Annotated in this window: 1 rRNA gene; it reads right to left on the bottom strand. The window is 43.2% G+C overall.

Annotated elements, in window-relative coordinates:
* Positions 1-71 precede the first annotated feature (71 nt).
* Positions 72-187, bottom strand: a 5S ribosomal RNA gene (gene rrf / locus A0739_RS09755).
* Positions 188-317 lie beyond the last annotated feature (130 nt).

Genomic DNA, 317 nt, shown 5'->3' with positions numbered 1-317 from the left:
GTAGGACTCGAACCTACGACATCATGATTAACAGTCATGCGCTACTACCAACTGAGCTATGGCGGATAAAAGCTAAGCGACTTCCATATCTCACAGGGGGCAACCCCCAACTACTTCCGGCGTTCTAGGGCTTAACTACTGTGTTCGGCATGGGTACAGGTGTATCTCCTAGGCTATCGTCACTTAACTAGCTGAATTAACTTACAATATCTTATTGCCTTGTCAACTCAAAATTGAATAACTACTCAAACCTCACAATACTTGCCAAAAGCTGCGCTCAATGAAAATTGGATAAGTCCTCGAGCTATTAGTATTAG

This window comes from Streptococcus oralis (genome assembly GCF_001588645.1).
Taxonomy (GTDB): Bacteria; Bacillota; Bacilli; order Lactobacillales; family Streptococcaceae; genus Streptococcus; species Streptococcus oralis_AB.
This window is presented reverse-complemented; position numbering and strand designations above follow the sequence as displayed.